The 16,152-nt window shown below is 54.7% G+C and carries 17 protein-coding genes; 12 read left to right on the top strand and 5 right to left on the bottom strand.

What is annotated here, in order from left to right; translation table 11 throughout:
* Positions 1-41 precede the first annotated feature (41 nt).
* A complete protein-coding gene (locus ACN28R_RS00245; protein WP_048637587.1) occupies positions 42-1,037 on the bottom strand; it encodes a type IV pilus twitching motility protein PilT in 996 nt (331 codons plus the stop codon).
* 20 nt (positions 1,038-1,057) lie between these two features.
* Here ACN28R_RS00245 and ACN28R_RS00240 point away from each other — a divergent pair, with 20 nt between their 5' ends.
* From ACN28R_RS00240 to ACN28R_RS00210, 7 genes are all read left to right on the top strand, one after another.
* Positions 1,058-1,771 carry a YggS family pyridoxal phosphate-dependent enzyme gene (locus tag ACN28R_RS00240; RefSeq protein ID WP_095833250.1) on the top strand — a complete coding sequence of 238 codons (714 nt, stop codon included), beginning with the start codon at positions 1,058-1,060 and terminating at the stop codon, positions 1,769-1,771.
* A gap of 68 nt (positions 1,772-1,839) precedes the next feature.
* A complete protein-coding gene (gene proC, locus ACN28R_RS00235) occupies positions 1,840-2,661 on the top strand; it encodes a pyrroline-5-carboxylate reductase (protein WP_095833249.1) in 822 nt (273 codons plus the stop codon).
* Between the two features lie 56 nt (positions 2,662-2,717).
* Positions 2,718-3,272: a YggT family protein gene (locus ACN28R_RS00230; protein ID WP_095833248.1), complete on the top strand. Its 555-nt coding sequence runs from the start codon at positions 2,718-2,720 to the stop codon at positions 3,270-3,272.
* Positions 3,269-3,559, top strand: a complete 291-nt coding sequence (gene yggU, locus ACN28R_RS00225; RefSeq protein WP_095833247.1) for a DUF167 family protein YggU — start codon at positions 3,269-3,271, stop codon at positions 3,557-3,559. The genes ACN28R_RS00230 and yggU overlap by 4 nt, the downstream gene beginning before the upstream one ends.
* An 18-nt stretch (positions 3,560-3,577) precedes the next feature.
* On the top strand, positions 3,578-4,171 hold the full coding sequence (rdgB, locus tag ACN28R_RS00220) for an RdgB/HAM1 family non-canonical purine NTP pyrophosphatase (protein ID WP_095833246.1): 594 nt from the start codon (positions 3,578-3,580) through the stop codon (positions 4,169-4,171).
* Positions 4,164-5,300, top strand: a complete 1,137-nt coding sequence (hemW, locus tag ACN28R_RS00215; RefSeq protein ID WP_095833245.1) for a radical SAM family heme chaperone HemW — start codon at positions 4,164-4,166, stop codon at positions 5,298-5,300. The genes rdgB and hemW overlap by 8 nt, the downstream gene beginning before the upstream one ends.
* Before the next feature lie 280 nt (positions 5,301-5,580).
* Entirely contained in the window at positions 5,581-5,709 is a 129-nt protein-coding gene (locus ACN28R_RS00210; protein ID WP_095835687.1) for an entericidin A/B family lipoprotein, read from the top strand.
* 107 nt (positions 5,710-5,816) lie between these two features.
* Here ACN28R_RS00210 and ACN28R_RS00205 read toward each other — a convergent pair whose 3' ends face one another.
* The 4 genes from ACN28R_RS00205 to ACN28R_RS00190 all read right to left on the bottom strand — a co-directional run bounded on the left by ACN28R_RS00205 (position 5,817) and on the right by ACN28R_RS00190 (position 10,940).
* Positions 5,817-6,803 carry a helix-turn-helix domain-containing protein gene (locus ACN28R_RS00205; RefSeq protein WP_095833244.1) on the bottom strand — a complete coding sequence of 329 codons (987 nt, stop codon included), beginning with the start codon at positions 6,801-6,803 and terminating at the stop codon, positions 5,817-5,819.
* A gap of 268 nt (positions 6,804-7,071) precedes the next feature.
* Positions 7,072-8,304 (bottom strand): CaiB/BaiF CoA transferase family protein, encoded by a 1,233-nt coding sequence (locus tag ACN28R_RS00200; RefSeq protein ID WP_095833243.1) that lies wholly within the window; start codon positions 8,302-8,304, stop codon positions 7,072-7,074.
* Between the two features lie 55 nt (positions 8,305-8,359).
* A complete protein-coding gene (locus ACN28R_RS00195; protein ID WP_095833242.1) occupies positions 8,360-9,676 on the bottom strand; it encodes an MFS transporter in 1,317 nt (438 codons plus the stop codon).
* 97 nt (positions 9,677-9,773) lie between these two features.
* Positions 9,774-10,940 (bottom strand): acyl-CoA dehydrogenase family protein, encoded by a 1,167-nt coding sequence (locus tag ACN28R_RS00190; protein WP_095833241.1) that lies wholly within the window; start codon positions 10,938-10,940, stop codon positions 9,774-9,776.
* A gap of 687 nt (positions 10,941-11,627) precedes the next feature.
* Here ACN28R_RS00190 and ACN28R_RS00185 point away from each other — a divergent pair.
* Genes ACN28R_RS00185 through ACN28R_RS00165 form a run of 5 tightly spaced genes read left to right on the top strand, consistent with a single transcriptional unit; the run spans position 11,628 to position 16,147 of the window.
* The gene (locus ACN28R_RS00185) at positions 11,628-12,776 is read left to right on the top strand and encodes an acyl-CoA dehydrogenase (protein WP_095833240.1); all 1,149 of its coding nucleotides are present in this window, start codon (positions 11,628-11,630) and stop codon (positions 12,774-12,776) included.
* Between the two features lie 8 nt (positions 12,777-12,784).
* Positions 12,785-13,549 carry an electron transfer flavoprotein gene (locus ACN28R_RS00180; protein WP_095833239.1) on the top strand — a complete coding sequence of 255 codons (765 nt, stop codon included), beginning with the start codon at positions 12,785-12,787 and terminating at the stop codon, positions 13,547-13,549.
* A gap of 13 nt (positions 13,550-13,562) precedes the next feature.
* Positions 13,563-14,525 carry an FAD-binding protein gene (locus ACN28R_RS00175; RefSeq protein ID WP_048637573.1) on the top strand — a complete coding sequence of 321 codons (963 nt, stop codon included), beginning with the start codon at positions 13,563-13,565 and terminating at the stop codon, positions 14,523-14,525.
* A gap of 51 nt (positions 14,526-14,576) precedes the next feature.
* On the top strand, positions 14,577-15,866 hold the full coding sequence (locus tag ACN28R_RS00170) for an FAD-dependent oxidoreductase (RefSeq protein ID WP_048637572.1): 1,290 nt from the start codon (positions 14,577-14,579) through the stop codon (positions 15,864-15,866).
* Positions 15,863-16,147 (top strand): ferredoxin family protein, encoded by a 285-nt coding sequence (locus tag ACN28R_RS00165; RefSeq protein WP_095833238.1) that lies wholly within the window; start codon positions 15,863-15,865, stop codon positions 16,145-16,147. Before ACN28R_RS00170 ends, ACN28R_RS00165 begins: the two co-directional genes overlap by 4 nt.
* Positions 16,148-16,152: the final 5 nt, after the last annotated feature.

The raw sequence follows: 16,152 nt of genomic DNA, 5'->3' as shown, positions 1-16,152 counted from the left end.
CGACCCAGAAGCGCCCCGCCATCAAGACAATGTGGAAAGCGTCAAGATAGCACCCCCTCCCGGATACGTTGCTGATAGCTTTGTTCAAACGTCTGCATGCCTGCCTGAGCGCCACTCTGGATCTGCGTCGGCAACTGGTGACTCTTCCCTTCCCGGATCAGATTACTGACCGCGGAGGTTGCCGTCAGTATTTCAAACAAGGCCACCCGGCCCCCTTGCGCCATCGGCAGCAGTTTCTGCGCGATCACCGCCTGTAGACACGCGGCAAGCTGGCTGCGGACAAAAGTTTTTTCATCGCCGGGAAACACGTCCACCAGCCGGTCCACCGCCTGCGCCGCGCTGCGGGTATGCAGGGTGGACAACACCAGATGCCCGGTTTCCGCCGCCGTGAGCGCCAGCCGGATCGTTTCGGTATCGCGCAATTCCCCCAGCAAGATCACATCGGGATCTTCGCGCAGCGCGGCGCGCAGAGCTTCTGCGAACGATATGCTGTGCTGGCCGATTTCGCGCTGCTGGATCAGACACTGCCGACTGTTATGAATAAACTCGATCGGATCTTCCAACGTGATCACATGGCGATGGCTACGCTGGTTCAGCGCCGCAATCATCGCCGCCAACGTGGTTGACTTGCCGCTGCCGGTGGCGCCGGTCAGTAAAATCAGGCCATTGGTTCCATCAAGCAGTTCGGACAGGATCGGCGGCGCCCGCAGCGCGGTTAATGAAGGATGGGTTGACGGTATGATGCGCAGCGCGGCGGATAATCCCAACCGCTGACGGAACAGGTTCACACGCAGACGCTGTCCGTCCGCCAGCATCAGGGCGCAATCCAGTTGCCCCGATTGCCGAAGCTGCTGTAGCTGGGGCGGTTCAAGCCAGGCGGCGCACCATTGTTCCAGTTGATCGGCGCGCAATCGTGGTAAGGTATTTTCCGCGCGCAGCTGACCATCAACGCGCAACACCGGCGGATGTCCGCTACACAGGTGCAGATCCGATGCATTATGTTTTACACTAAGCGACACCCATTCACCCACATTCATCGATAATCTCCCGAATCACTATGACGACTATCCAGCAGAATCTACAGGACATCAGGCAGCAAATCGCCGCTGCCGCGCAACAGTGCGCACGGACACCAGAAGCAATTAAACTGCTTGCAGTCAGTAAAACCAAACCTGTGACCGCTATCGAAGAAGCCATCGCGGCCGGGCAACGCGCCTTTGGCGAAAACTATGTGCAGGAAGGCGTGGACAAAATCCGTTACTTTCGGGAAAACAGAGCGGAAACAGAGTTAGAATGGCACTTTATCGGTCCGCTACAGTCGAATAAAAGCCGGCTGGTGGCCGAAAATTTTGACTGGTTCCACACGGTGGATCGTCTGCGTATCGCACAGCGATTGAGCGAACAGCGTCCGGCGTCATTACCGCCGCTGAACGTATTATTGCAAATCAATATCAGCAACGAGCCAAGCAAATCCGGCATTAAGGCTGATGAATTATCGGCATTGGCGGCCAGCGTGGCGACCTTGCCGAATCTGCGTCTGCGGGGATTGATGGCCATTCCGGCCCCTGAAACAGACTACCAACGTCAGTTGGCCGTTTTCCGGCAAATGGATGATCTGTTCCAACAGTTAACATTACACTACCCCCATATCGACACCTTATCGATGGGCATGACCGATGATATGCGCGCCGCCATCGTCGCGGGCAGTACGCTGGTGCGGATAGGCACGGCCATTTTCGGCGCGCGGGATTACTCGGCGTCGACGAAATAATCCGGTACCACGACATCGACAGCCGCATCGGCAACGATTAACAGCACAAGAAATCAGTGAGAGCATAGATGCAACAACGTAAAATAGCGTTTATTGGCGCAGGCAATATGGCGCAGGCCATTGTTGCCGGGTTAATTGATGAAGGTTATCCCGCCCGACACATCAGCTTGAGTTCCCCATCCGGCACCCACCGCGATGCGTTGGCGGCCAAATATGGCGTGATCAGCAGCGCGGATAACGTACAAAGCGCCCGGGAAGCTGATGTTATTGTGCTGGCGGTGAAACCACAAATGATGGCGGCCGTTTGCGAGCCCCTGCGCCAGCAGGTGGATTTCACCGGCAAACTGGTGTTGTCGATTGCCGCCGGCATCAGCATCGCCCGTTTTCAGGCGCTGCTGGGAGAAACGCTGAACATCGTGCGGATCATGCCGAATACCCCTTCGCTGGTGGGGAAAGGCATGAGCGGACTGTACGCCCCCGCCGCCGTCAGCACCGCCGATCGTGAATTTACCGCCGGGTTGATGAAAAGCGTAGGTAAAGTATGCTGGGTGGAAAACGAACAGGATATTAACGGCGTGATTGCCGCCGCAGGCAGCGCGCCCGCTTATTTCTTCCTGTTTATGGAAGCGATGCAGCAGGAAGCTATCCGTCAGGGGTTCGATGCGCACACCGCTCGTTTGCTGGTACAGCAGTCCGCATCCGGCGCCGCGGCGCTGGTGGAAGCCAGCCCGGATACCCCGCTGTCGACCCTGCGCGAAAATGTGACGTCTAAAGGCGGCACCACCGCCGCGGCACTACAGGTATTTAACGAACGCCAGTTGACGCAGACGGTGGCAGAGGCCATGCAGGCTGCGGTCAACCGCGCACAGGAAATGGAAAAGTTATTTTAATGCAACGCGCTAATCATCCGCCCGTTTACTCTCTTTAATAAGGAACTGATGTATCTATGCTTACCCTGACTTTTCTGGTCAAGACGCTGGTCGACCTCTACGTGATGGTATTGCTGTTGCGCATTTGGATGCAGTGGTCGCACAGCGACTTTTATAATCCTTTGTCGCAATTCGTAGTAAAAATTACTCAGCCGATTGTCGGCCCGCTACGTCGTATTTTGCCGTCACTGGGCCCGATTGATAGCGCATCGCTACTGCTGGCGTTTATTCTGACCACCATCAAGTATCCTTTGCTGTTGCTGATTCAGGTGGGTGCGCTATCGCTCAGCCCGATGAATCTGCTGGTCGGTTTGATCTCCCTGATTAAATCGGCGGGCTATCTGATTTTCTGGGTGGTGATCATTCGCTCGCTGATGAGCTGGATCAGTCAGGGCCGCAGCCCTATTGAATATCTGCTGCACCAGTTGACGGAACCCTTTATGGCGCCGATCCGCCGCATTATCCCGGCGATGGGCGGTATCGATTTCTCCGCCATGGTGGTGATCCTGATCCTGTATATGCTCAATTATCTGGGTATGGATCTGTTTCCGGGATTGTGGTTCTTGCTGTGAGCGCCGTCACCCGCCATAACGACGATCTGATCATTCGGCTGTATATACAGCCGAAAGCCAGTCGCGACCAGATTATCGGACTGCACGGCGACGAACTGAAAGTCGCCATCACCGCCCCACCGGTCGATGGGCAGGCCAATGCCCATCTGACCAAATTCCTCGCCAAACAGTTCCGGGTTGCTAAAAGTCTGGTCATTATCGAAAAAGGTGAACTCGGTCGGCATAAACAGATTAAAATCATCAACCCGCAAACCATCCCGGCAGAAGTCGCGGAACTGATTCAATAAAGACGCAGGAAAACAGGAATGCAAAAAGTGGTTTTGGCTACCGGTAACCCCGGTAAGGTGCGTGAACTCGCCAGTCTGCTGGCGGATTTTGGTCTGGATATCGTGGCCCAAACGGAACTGGGGGTCGATTCCGCTGAAGAAACGGGCCTGACATTTATTGAGAATGCGATCCTGAAGGCGCGCCACGCCGCTCAGATTACCGGCTTACCCGCCATCGCCGACGACTCCGGGCTGGCGGTGGATGCATTAGGCGGCGCGCCGGGCATTTATTCCGCGCGCTACGCGGGGGTGGATGCCAGCGATCGGCAGAATCTGGACAAGCTGCTGCATACCCTGAAAGCGGTGCCTGACGAACAGCGCGGCGCCAGCTTCCACTGCGTGCTGGTTTATCTGCGTCATGCGGCAGACCCTACTCCGCTGGTATGCCTCGGTAGCTGGAAAGGCGTGCTGACGCATGACCCCGTCGGCGCCGGCGGTTTTGGTTACGATCCGATCTTCTTCGTACCGGAGCTGGGCAAAACGGCCGCCGAGCTCACGCGTGAAGAGAAGAACGCGCTGTCTCACCGCGGTCAGGCGCTGCGTCTGTTGTTGGATGCCCTGCGTCATGCTTAAGCTACCGCCGCTCAGCCTGTACATTCATATTCCCTGGTGCGTGCAAAAATGCCCCTATTGCGATTTCAACTCCCACGCGTTGAAAGGCGATATTCCGCATCAGGAATATGTTGACCACCTGCTGGCCGATCTGGATGCCGATCTGCCGCTGGCGGGCGTTCGGCCGCTGCATTCGATATTCATCGGCGGCGGCACGCCTAGCCTGCTGAGCGCGGAAGCGATGCAATCGCTGCTGGATGGCGTGCGGGCGCGCCTGACGCTAACGCCCGATGCCGAAATCACCATGGAAGCCAATCCCGGCACGGTAGAGGCCGATCGCTTCAGCGGCTATCAGCGCGCGGGCATCAACCGCATCTCGATTGGCGTACAAAGTTTCAATCCGCATAAGCTCACCCGGCTGGGCCGCATTCACGGCCCGCAAGAGGCCAAACGCGCCGCTCATCTGGCCGCCGGACTGGGATTACGCAGCTTTAACCTTGACCTGATGCACGGGCTGCCCGACCAGTCGCTGGAAGAAGCGCTGGACGATCTGCGTCAGGCGATTGCGCTCAATCCCCCCCATCTGTCGTGGTATCAACTGACCATCGAACCCAACACGCTGTTCAGCTCACGCCCGCCAAAACTGCCGGACGATGACGCGCTGTGGGATATTTATGAGCAGGGCCATCAGTTGCTGAGCGCCGCAGGCTATCAGCAATACGAAACCTCGGCCTACGCCAAACCGGGCTACCAGTGTCAACACAACCTGAATTACTGGCGCTTTGGCGATTATCTGGGCATCGGCTGCGGCGCGCACGGCAAGCTGACCTTTAGCGACGGGTGTATTCTGCGCACGGTGAAAACCCGCCATCCGCGCGGCTATATGCAGGGCAATTATCTGGACAGGCAGCATGAGGTGGCGAATGAAGACCGGCCTTTTGAGTTTTTCATGAACCGTTTTCGCCTGCTGGAAGCCGCCCAGCGAGCAGACTTCAGCGCCTACACCGGGCTGGATGAAAGCGTGATTCGCCCGCAGTTGGATCAGGCGCTGGCGCAGGGCTACCTGATTGAGACCGCCACTCACTGGCAGATTACCGAGCGCGGCAAGCTGTTTCTAAATTCGCTGCTGGAGCTGTTTTTAGCGGATTAACTAGCGGGAAGCCGCAGGAATGGAATCGCGATGAGTTTCTGCAAAAAGTCCGGGATAAAATGCGGGCGGAACAACAAAATAATTAAGCTGACGCCGCAAGACGCTGTGCGCAATATTGGATGGATATAGCAAAACTGGGGGCGATGAAAACGCCGCCGAGTCACGCGCTGACTCCGGTGAGAATATTTTGATAAATGTCAGCGTTTTCAGCTTCCTGAGATTGAATTTCCGCGTACGGTTATGACAAAGTGTACGCATGTTGAATCTGCTGGTGACGACGATGAAATATATAAAATTACTCATAGCATCGCTGCTGATGGTCTCGGTATTGAGCGGTTGTAATACCGCGCGCGGTTTTGGTCAGGATGTGGAAAAACTGGGCAGTAAAATTTCCAGTTCAGCCAGTTAACGGCGTATTGCGCGTCAAGCCATACGCTGCGCAGAAGCCCCCGGGAAGGTGATACTCTCGGGGTTTTCTTTATACTCGCAGCATCAATTTCCGGACATTCCCGTTAATTACGTCGTTTTCACGTTGTCGCCCTCTTGCGCGTAATCATCCTGTAAAGCTGACTTGTCAGACGACTCGTCGGCCGCCGGCAACTCCTCCGACAGGGCAATTTGCTGCACCGCCAGTTCGCGAAACCGTTTCGGACTGACGCCGGTATGCTTATGAAAAAAACGGGTAAAGTAGGCTTCATCGTTAAACCCCAGCGACGCCGCCAGCTGTTTGATGGTTTTCGCGGTATACACCAATTCACGCTGAGCCTCCTGCACCACCCGCATATTGATCACATCCAGGCTCGACATCCCCAGAGCAATACGACACAGCCGGGAAAGGTGGCCGGGCGACATGCCCATTTCACAAGCATAGTCATTCACGGAAAGCCGCATCCTGAATTGCCGATCCACGCTACGCAGGAACTTATTAATCTGCGCCGCCTTGCGTGAACAAGTGGCGAGCTCCTGCTGCTCCAGCGACAAATGGCTAATGCGCGAGATATAAATAAATAGCGAGGTAAACAGCGACATACACATCGCCGTCTGGTTGACCGTCGGTACGCGAAGTTCGCGCAGCATAGCTTTGTAAAAACCCAGCACGGTTTTTTTGTCGCCCGCCGTTTTATCCAGCGCGATAACGCACGGCTGGTGAATCAGTTTCATCAAACTCGGCGCCAGCAGGTTTGCCATTGATTCCAGTGGTTTCTGAGAAGCGGTAACGGTCAGTCCTTCGGTGTCCGGCGTGTAATGAAAGGCATGAACGGTCTGCGCGGGCACCAGGATAAGGCAGGGAGACACCGCCGTTAAGCGGGCGCAATTGAGTAACACATCAACCTGCCCTTGCTGAATAAACAGCACCTGAATTAATGATTCATGCAAGTGTGGACTAACTTTCCAGTTATAGACTTTTGAGCGATAAGAAATATTTTCGACATTAAAGAAGTTTTCCCAGCTTAACTCTGATTTTTCGCCATATAAGGCATAGGCGGGAATAGTGTTCGTCATCAGCGTTCCCCTTAAATCTGTCCGATCTTTCGGTTAATCATCTTGAATACAGTAGGGACTTCCGACGTTTGAGCCGGCGGATCAAAGCAGTGGCGTTATCACCGCAATGACTTATTGGCTTCATATTCCCGCCCGCAAACTCATGGATAATCGGCTTAGATGAAATGTGGCGCGTCCATGGCAACGGATATCGTTCCACCGCCGTAGACCGTATCGCGTGACAGGCTGTCCTGTATTCATGCACATGTTTGCTGCCGGCATGGCCGCATCATTCAACAGATTCTGACTGAGGATGAAGGATCACCGCGCCTTCAGCCCTAAGGCTGTCAATCTCCGCCGCTGAATAGCCATACTGAGAGAGGATTTGCCGGGAGTGATAACCCAACGCCCGCGATGGGAGAATACGGGCCGGCCCCATTTCCCCGATGTTCACCGGCGGCGTGGTCAATACCCGCTGGTTACCCGTGGGGTAAGTCACCTGACGCAGACAGTCATTCGCCCATGCCTGCTCATCCTCCAGGATCTCGTCAGGCGTATAACCTTTCTCATGGGCAAAATCGTTTTGCTTGAGCATGGTCATCATTTCGCTCAACGTTTTCTGAGCGATCTGTTCACTGATGATATCGATAATCGCGCGGTTGCGCCCATGACGGTTGACGTCGTCAATCCGGCAGAAGTCAGGGCTGTCCACCAGATCCGCCCTTCCAAGCAGCGTCATGAATTTATTAAAAAAGCGGTTATATTCGGGAATACAGATCACCATCCAGCGGCCATCTTGGGTTTGATAGGTGTTGTTGAACGGGTTGGCCACTTCACGGCGGGATTTCGGATAGCGGTTGCCGTACTGAGCAGACACCACGGCAATACTCATCATAAACAGGGCCGTATGATGCAGACTTACGGTGACTTTATCGCCTTTGCCGGTTTTATTGCGTGCCAGCAGCGCCGCGCAGATGCCCGAAACCAGGCACATCGAAGCCTGAAAATCACCGAAACCATTCACCGAATTGATCGGCGTTTCGCCCCGTTCGTTGGTGGAACCCAGGATCCCGCCCCGGCACACGTAGGCGGTGGCGTCAAATCCCGCCGTATCCTTCTCCGGCCCTTGTTCACCGTAGCCAAGGATCTGCGCGAAGATCAGGCCGGGAAAACGCAGGTGCAGCTCTTCATAGGAGAAACCCAGACGCTCCAGCGCTTTCGTCCGATAGTTGGTCACAATGACGTCCGCCGTCGCCAGAATTTTATAGGCGATCGATTTTGCGCGATCGTTTTTCAGGTTAAGGCACAGGAATCGCTTGTTGGCATTGGCAATATCAAATGCCGGGTTTTCCTCATCGCTGTAGGGCATATTGAAAACCGACGCCTGCGTCCGGCCGGGATCCCCGGCCGGCGGTTCGATCTTAATCACATCCGCGCCCCAGTCGCCCAGAATGCGGGGCACCGTGGGCGCCGCCAGAAAAGAGGTCAGATCGACGACTTTCACTCCCTCCAATGGTCTCATGATATTTACTCCTTCACTCAGTAGATAATCTGGATTTTATTAAAATATCAAAAAGTTACATTCTCAGCGTTTGATGAACCACCGGATGATCCCTTTTTTCGATTGGCTGAATACGCACCATCAGAATGATCAGCGCGCCGACGATGGCGACCGTCGCGCCGAGGTACAGGGCGTATTCATATTTGCCTGTGATATCAATGATCAAACCGGAAAATACCGGCGAAAGAATGCCGGCGGCCGTGCCAAACACGCCGTTCAGCCCCACCAGTACGCCGGTATTTTTCTGGGAAAAAACCATAGGAATAGAGAAATGCGATGCCATGGTAAAACACAAAAAGAAGTTGGAAGCGGAGATCAATCCGGCGGCGCTCCACAGGCTGCCGGCGCGCGTGCCCAGAATTAAAAACAGCCCGGCCAGCAGCAGCCCGAGAATCGGCGATAGTTTCCTGCCGAAATTTTGCCCGAAGCGCTGAGAAGCGCTATCAGCCACCAGACCGCCCAGCGGATAAGCGAAAATCGCCACCAGATAAGGCAGCATGGAGTAAATCGCACTCTGCTTCAGGTCAATCCCCCGTCCCATGGCAAAATAGGTGGGCAGCCAGGTCATAAACAGAAAGAAAAGATAGTTGGTGCAGAAATAGCACAGCGAACATCCCCAGACCGAGGGCGTGGAAAAAATATCGCGCTTACTGAGTACCGGTACGCCGTCCGTGTTGCTTGATGAAACGCCGGCTGGTGGGGCGATCTTTTGCCCGGCCTGAATATAAGACAACTCGGCAGGCGTGATATGGGGATGCTGCTCCGGCCGATTTTTACCTAACCGCCACCAGATAAGGCACCACAGGATGCCCGGCAGGGAAACGACATAAAACGCCATTTGCCAGCCCCAGGTTTGGATAATCCAGGCGGAAAACACCATCGAAGCGGCAATGCCCGCCGGACAGCCTACCTGCAATAATCCGGTGGCCTTGCCGGATTCATTTTTCGGCACCCAGTTGGCCAGCAGTGAGAAATTCGCCGGCACCAGTACGCCCTGCCCGATGCCCACCAGAATACGCAGCAACATCATTATCCCCAACGTCGAGCCAAAGGGGGTTAAAAATGTGAACAGCGCCCACCACAGGGTGCCGGTCACCAGCACGACGCCACCGCCAAAGCGATCGGCCAGCGCGCCGGCGGGCAACATGGTTACGGCATAGCCGATAAAAAAGGCGGTGGACACCCAACCGAACTCCGTTGCGTTCCAACCATACTGCTGCATTAACGCCGGCCCGCACATGGACATACTGCTTCTGGCGACAAACATGACAAAATAATCAATGATCAGCAGAACCACGATGTTCCAGCGTGTATTACCAATTGATGTACTCATATGCCACTCCCGCGATAAAACGAAAATGGCTACACCAGCGATGACGCCAAGAGATGCAGCCATTGTGATCGGTGATGATGACGCTGCTAGCGAGGCATCACGCAATAACGCCGGCGCTGGCAATCAGCGGGCGGGCAATCGTCAGGCGCTGAACGGTACGCGGCCCTTCTTCAAACCATAACGCTCTGGCATCGCGGTACATTCTTTCGACCGGTCCGTAGGGGTTATCCTCGAAATACCCGATTCCCCCGAAGATCTCCAGGCAGCCATCCGATACGGTACGGACGGTATCAATGCCGTGCAGCTTGCACATGGCGGAGACCATTTCGATATCCTCGCCGCGATCGAATTTTCTGGCGCAGTCCTGCAACATCACCCGCAGCGCATGGACCTGCGTTCCCATGTCGGCAAGGGTCTGCTGGATGGCCTGGCGCGCGGCCAGCGGTTTACCGAACGTCACGCGATCTTTGGCCCGCGCGATGGCGAGTTCCAGAAAGCGTTGGGACATGCCCAGACAGGTGACGGCGATCATGGCGCGGGAGTGCGCCAGCGCATCCATGAAAATATCCAGCCCGTCGCCCTCTTTCCCCATAATGTTGTGTGCGGGAACCTCGCAGTTCTCAAAGCGCAGATAGGCGTGGCCCGCGCCGCGGCATCCCATCATGTGCGGCATGGGATCGATGTAATAACCGGGAGTGTTGGTTTCGATCAGGAAGGCGGTCAGACCGCCTTTTTTGCGTTTATTTTCATCCGTGACGGCAATGACATAGCTGGCATCGGAGATGTCGGTGTGGGAGATCAGTGTTTTTGAGCCGTTAAGGACATATTTGTCGCCTTTCCTGACCGCGGTGGTGCGAATATCCGCCCCGGAACCGCAGCCGGCCTCAGTTAACGCGAAGTTGATGTAGGCGTCTTTATTCGCCAGTAACGGCAGCCAGCGGGCCTTTAAATCTTCCGCGCCGTGATCGCGCAGGATGCGCCAGTTCAGACCGTTGGCATGATGCAAATTCATTCGCATACCGCCCGGCCCGCGGCAGAACTCTTCCATAACCGAGAAAAACTGTTCGCAATTCAGTCCCAGGCCGCCATATTCTTCGGGGATAGCCAGGCGGAATAAATCATTTTTACGGCACACATCATAATAGGCTTCAGGAAAGACATTGGTTCTTTCCACTTCCAGTTGCAATTCTTCCAGATCGGTTTCTGTCACTCTACGGACTTTTTTCTTCAAGGCATCCAGTTCTTGTTGCGATAATATGGCCATATACCACCTTCTATTTATCATTGAGTGAATACGAAAGTTATGATGGTGATTAAATTGGTATTTAATCGTTTCCACGCATTGCGAGGATTTTATTCTCTGTAAATAATTCGCTGCATGGTTGGCGATAATCAGATTATAGGAACAGGATGCATCATTTAAACATTGACATTTTCAACTAATCACAGGACAAATCGAACATTGCGATAAACGCCCTAGAGGAAACAAAATAAAAATAATTAAAAAACAATAATTTATAAAATAAACACTTTTATATTAAATATTTATTTTTATGATTCATTCCTGTTTTTGCGAGAGAGATCAATATTTATTAGCAATGTGTATTTACGCCATATAAGGTTAAATCAATGTTAATCAATATAATTAAAATTCACAGCAATGATCTATATCCCTTATCTCATAAAAAAAGAAATGTCTATTTTGTCCAAGTAATTGTCATGATTGTCTATATCTAAGCGACAATAGTTATTCTATGCTCGCCGGGTACCAGAAAATAAAACCATTAAAAACCCACTAAAAATATCCATCGCCATAAATAACAGTATTCAATGAATAACGGCAATACCGAAAAAAAATATTCATTGAAAATGATAAAGGGAATATATCCCACGACAGCCTTTAATGAGGAGACGTTATGGACTTCCAGGCCAGTAATAATCAGGAGCAATCATGGACTTTTTGCTAACCGAAGAACAGGAACTGCTGCTCGCCAGTATCCGCGAGCTTATCAGCCGCGATTTTCCTGAAGAATATTTCAAAACCTGCGATGAAACGCGCAAGTTTCCCCATGAGTTCTTTTCCGCATTGGCGGAAAGCGGCATCGGTCTTTTAGGGATCCCTGAGGAGCTGGGCGGCGTTCCCGCCGATATGCTGACCCAGGTGTTGGTGCTGGAGGAAATCGCGCGGATGGGCGCGCCCGCCTACATCATGACCGAAGGCCAGTGCATTCATAATATGCAGCGCTTCGGCAGCCCGGAACAGCTGGCGAAAACGGCCGAAATTGGTCTGTCGGGTATTCCCGCCTACTCGCTGGCCTTTACCGAACCGCAGGCTGGTTCAGACAATAACCGCATTGCCACCACCTACACGCGCAAAAACGGCAAGGTTTACCTGAACGGACAAAAAACCTTTATTACCGGCGCCAAAAACTACCCTTACATGCTGGTGCTGGCGCGCAATCCCGAACCGGACGATCCCAAACGCTGCTTTACCTTATGGTGGCTGGATCCCAACGCTCCCGGCGTAAAACGCAACGATCTGCACAAAGTCGGCTGGCATATGGTCAGCAATTGCGAGGTTTTCCTCGATAACGTGGAAGTGGAGGAAAGCGATATGGTGGGCCGCGAAGGTTACGGCTTCATCCATATGATGGAAAACTTTGAGATTGAGCGTCTGGTTATCGCCGCACACTCTCTCGGCGTTGCCGAGTGCGCTTTTGAAGATGCCGCCCGCTACGCCAATCAGCGTATCCAGTTCGGCAAACCCATCGGCCAGTTCCAGATGATCCAACTCAAACTCACCCAGATGGCCATCAAAATCCAGAACATGAAGAACTTCGTATACCGGGTGGCCTGGGAGTGCGACAGCGGCCTACCCATGCGTCTTTCCTCGCCGATGTGCAAGATTTACTGCGCGCAATCTGCCTGCGAGGTGATCGACGACGCCATGCAAATCATGGGCGGTCTGGGCTACACCGACGACAGCCGTATTTCCCGATTCTGGCGGGATACCAGGGTAAATCGCATTGGCGGAGGCACCGATGAAATCATGGTGTATATCTCCGCCCGCCAGATCCTGAAACAGTACGAAAGCCGATAGGGGGAATAATGAAAATCATCACCTGTTGCAAGCTGGTGCCCGAAGAACAGGACATAGTGATCACACCTGAGAGAACGCTGAATTTTGATCGCGTCGGCGCCAAGATCAGCCAGTTCGATCTGAATGCGCTGGAAGCGGCGGCTCAGCTCGCCGGCGCTGGCGATCGGATCGCCGCGCTCAGCGTCGGCGGCAAACTGCTGGAAAACTCCAAAATTCGCAAGGATCTACTATCCCGCGGCCCCGACGAGCTTTATCTGGTGCAGGACGAACGTCTGGAACGCGCCCTGCCTTACGACACCGCGCAGGCGCTGGCCGCCGCCGCCGGCAAGATCGAATTCGATCTGATGCTATTCGGCGAAGGTTCCGGCGATATGTATGCCCAACAGGTCGGTCTGCTGGTGGGGGAAATGCTTCAGTTGCCTACCCTGAATGCCGTCAGCGCGATTGCGGTGACGGAAAACCGCGTCAGGGTCGAGCGCTCGCTGGAAGATGAAGTGGAAGTGCTGGAAATCCCGCTGCCGGCCGTGCTGTGCGTCACCTCCGATATTAACGTGCCGAAGATCCCTTCAATGAAAGCCATTCTGGGCGCGGGGAAAAAGCCGGTGACGCAATGGCGCCCGGACGACATCGGTTGGACGCCCTCGCCCCCGCACAGCGAACTGGTCAGCGTCTTTGCGCCGGCCCAGACTGCGCGCAAACACATCATTATTGAAGATGACTCACCCGAAAGCATCAGCCAACTGGCCGACTACCTGAGTAAGGCGCTGAACTAGAGAGGAAACCGCCATGAATAAACTGACTAACATATGGGTGTTCAGCGATAAGAACGATCGCTATGCCGAACTGCTGGCCGGCGCCCGCCAGTTGGGAGAACAGGTTACGGCGCTGGCGGTCAACGCCGACGGCGTCGAACATATTCGGCGACTGGGCGCGGCGGATACCCTGTACTGGCTGGGCGAGATGCCGGCGCTACAGCGGATAGAAAATTATGCGGAAACCATTGCCGCGACGATAAATCATACGCTTGAGCAAACCAATCCACGACCGGCCACGCTCATCCTGTTGGCCGCCACCAAACGCGGTAAGGCGCTGGGCGCCAGACTGAGTATCCAGCTCGATGCCGCGCTGGTTAACGATGTCACCGCCCTGAGTATCGAATCCGGCGGGATCTGCGCCGAACACCGGATGTACGGCGGATTGGCCTTTGGCCGGGAACGCATCGACACGCCGCTGGTTATCGCCACCGTCTCTCCCGGCGTGTTTGAACCATTGCCGGAAAATACGCCGCACGCCTGTCCGGTGACAGAGAAAGGCTACATCACGCCCCGGCAGGAAATAGTTTGCCTGGAACGGCGGGGAAAACCCGCCAGCAGCGTAGACCTGAGTAAAGCCAAACGCGTGGTGGGCATCGGGCGAGGCCTGGCGGCGCAGAACGATCTGCGCATGGTGCAGGATCTGGCGGCGCGTCTTCAGGCCGAAGTGGGCTGTTCGCGGCCAATCGCCGAAGGCGAACATTGGATGGAGCGCGAACGCTATATCGGCGTTTCCGGCGTATTGCTGAAATCCGATCTCTATCTGGCGCTCGGCATTTCCGGGCAGATTCAACATATGGTCGGCGGAAACGGCGCCAAAACCATCGTCGCCGTCAACAAAGACAAAAACGCCCCCATTTTTCAGTACGCCGACTATGGCCTGGTCGGGGATATCTATAAGGTCGTACCAGCCTTAATTGAACGGCTAAGCCGCTAATAATAAGAGTCCGCTCGTATAAAAACGGTCGCGGGCCAGGGAGCAAAACCCATGTCGGAAGAAAAATTCGATGCCATCGTGGTCGGGGCGGGCGTCGCCGGATGCATCGCCAGCTACGTGATGGCTAAAGCCGGGCTGGATGTTCTGGTGATAGAACGCGGCAACGCGGCCGGCAGTAAAAACATGACCGGCGGGCGTCTTTATGCCCACAGTCTGGAAAAAATCATGCCCGGCTTTGCGCGGGAAGCGCCGGTTGAAAGAAAAGTCACGCGGGAAAAAGTTTCATTTTTAACCGCGGAAAGCGCCGTCACGCTGGACTTTCATACCGAGCGGTCAGACCAGCCGCTGCAAAACTCCTACACGGTATTGCGCAGCGAGTTTGACCGGTGGCTGATGGAAAAAGCGGAAGGCGCGGGCGCGCAGTTTATTGCCGGCGTCCGGGTTGACGCCCTGCTTAAAGAGGGCGACAGGATCACCGGCGTACAGGCGGGCGAGGATACGCTGGCGGCCAATATCGTCATCCTGGCTGATGGCGTCAACTCCCTGCTTGGCCGCGATATCGGTCTGGTGCCGCCGCCTTCTCCACACCACTTGGCGGTTGGCGTTAAAGAGCTGATCTCACTGCCGCAATCACAGTTGGAAGACCGCTTTAATTTACCTTCCGGCGAAGGGACGGCCTGGCTGTTTGCCGGTTCGCCATCGGACGGACTGCTGGGCGGCGGATTCCTTTATACCAACCGCGATACGCTTTCTCTCGGGCTGGTTTGTGGGCTGGGAAATGTCGAAAAGGCACATAAAAGCGTGCCGCAAATGCTGGAGGATTTTAAGCGACATCCCACCATTAGGCCGCTTATTCAGGGGGGAACGTTGCAGGAATACTCCGCGCACATGGTGCCGGAAGGCGGAATGTCGATGCTGCCCCGGATGGTCGGCAATGGCGTAATGATCGTCGGAGACGCTGCCGGCCTGTGCCTGAATCTGGGCTATACCGTACGCGGTATGGATCTGGCTATCGCCTCGGCGGAAGCCGCCGCCATCACCGCGATCAATGCCAAACAGACGCAGGATTTCAGCGCCGACGGCCTGATGGACTATCGGCGGCAACTGGAACAGAGCTTCGTTTTGCAGGATATGCATCGTTACCGCAAGCTGCCGGCCTTTATGGAAAACCCGCGTTTATTCAACCAATACCCGCGCATGGCCGCCGACCTGATGTCCGATTTATTCGTCATTGACGGCCAACCCGGTCAATCCGTTTTAGCCAAAATCTGGTCCCGCAGCAGACAGGTCGGCCTGCTTAATCTGCTGAAAGATGGGGTCAATGGAGTACGTGCGCTATGAACAATGTCAATGTCGATATCAAACTGGGGGTCAATAAGTTCCGGGTTGATGAAAGCAATCCGCATATCCTGCTGGTTGACGCGCCCGATCCGATTCAATTCAGAAAGCTGGTCATCGCCTGCCCCGCCGGCCTGTATAAACAGGACGCCGAAGGCAATGTTCATTTTGACTACGCAGGCTGTCTGGAGTGCGGCACATGCCGGGTGCTGTGCGGTGATTCGATTATCCAGAAGTGGGAATACCCGCAGGGTACGTTTGGCATCGAATACCGTTTTGGCTGACGGCC

Source organism: Brenneria goodwinii (genome assembly GCF_002291445.1).
GTDB classification, from domain to species: domain Bacteria; phylum Pseudomonadota; class Gammaproteobacteria; order Enterobacterales; family Enterobacteriaceae; genus Brenneria; species Brenneria goodwinii.
This window is presented reverse-complemented; position numbering and strand designations above follow the sequence as displayed.